This window comes from Vibrio sp. 10N.286.48.F5 (genome assembly GCF_041469785.1).
Classification (GTDB): domain Bacteria; phylum Pseudomonadota; class Gammaproteobacteria; order Enterobacterales; family Vibrionaceae; genus Vibrio; species Vibrio crassostreae_C.
Genome location: NZ_JBFRLG010000035.1, coordinates 1 through 259, shown reverse-complemented (window position 1 = coordinate 259; position 259 = coordinate 1). Strand labels below are relative to the sequence as shown.

Below are 259 nucleotides of genomic sequence, written 5' to 3'. Positions count from 1 at the left end.
TCGCCAGGCTTTAAATTTGAACACTTGTCAGCGACGACAAGTATTCCACTGCGGAGTGGTAGTTCAGTTGGTTAGAATACCGGCCTGTCACGCCGGGGGTCGCGGGTTCGAGTCCCGTCCACTCCGCCACTTATTAGAGAAGCCCTGCTAGAAATAGCAGGGCTTTTTTACATTTGAAGAAAAGTGTTTTGCTTATAGGTTATATGGGTGCTGTAAAGACACTGAGCCCCTGCTCTTCATGTTATACCAATCCGGAAAA

General features: G+C 47.9%; 1 tRNA gene. It reads left to right on the top strand.

Annotation, left to right across the window (positions count from 1 at the left end):
- Positions 1-52: 52 nt before the first annotated feature.
- Positions 53-129, top strand: a tRNA-Asp gene (locus AB4185_RS18600).
- Positions 130-259: the final 130 nt, after the last annotated feature.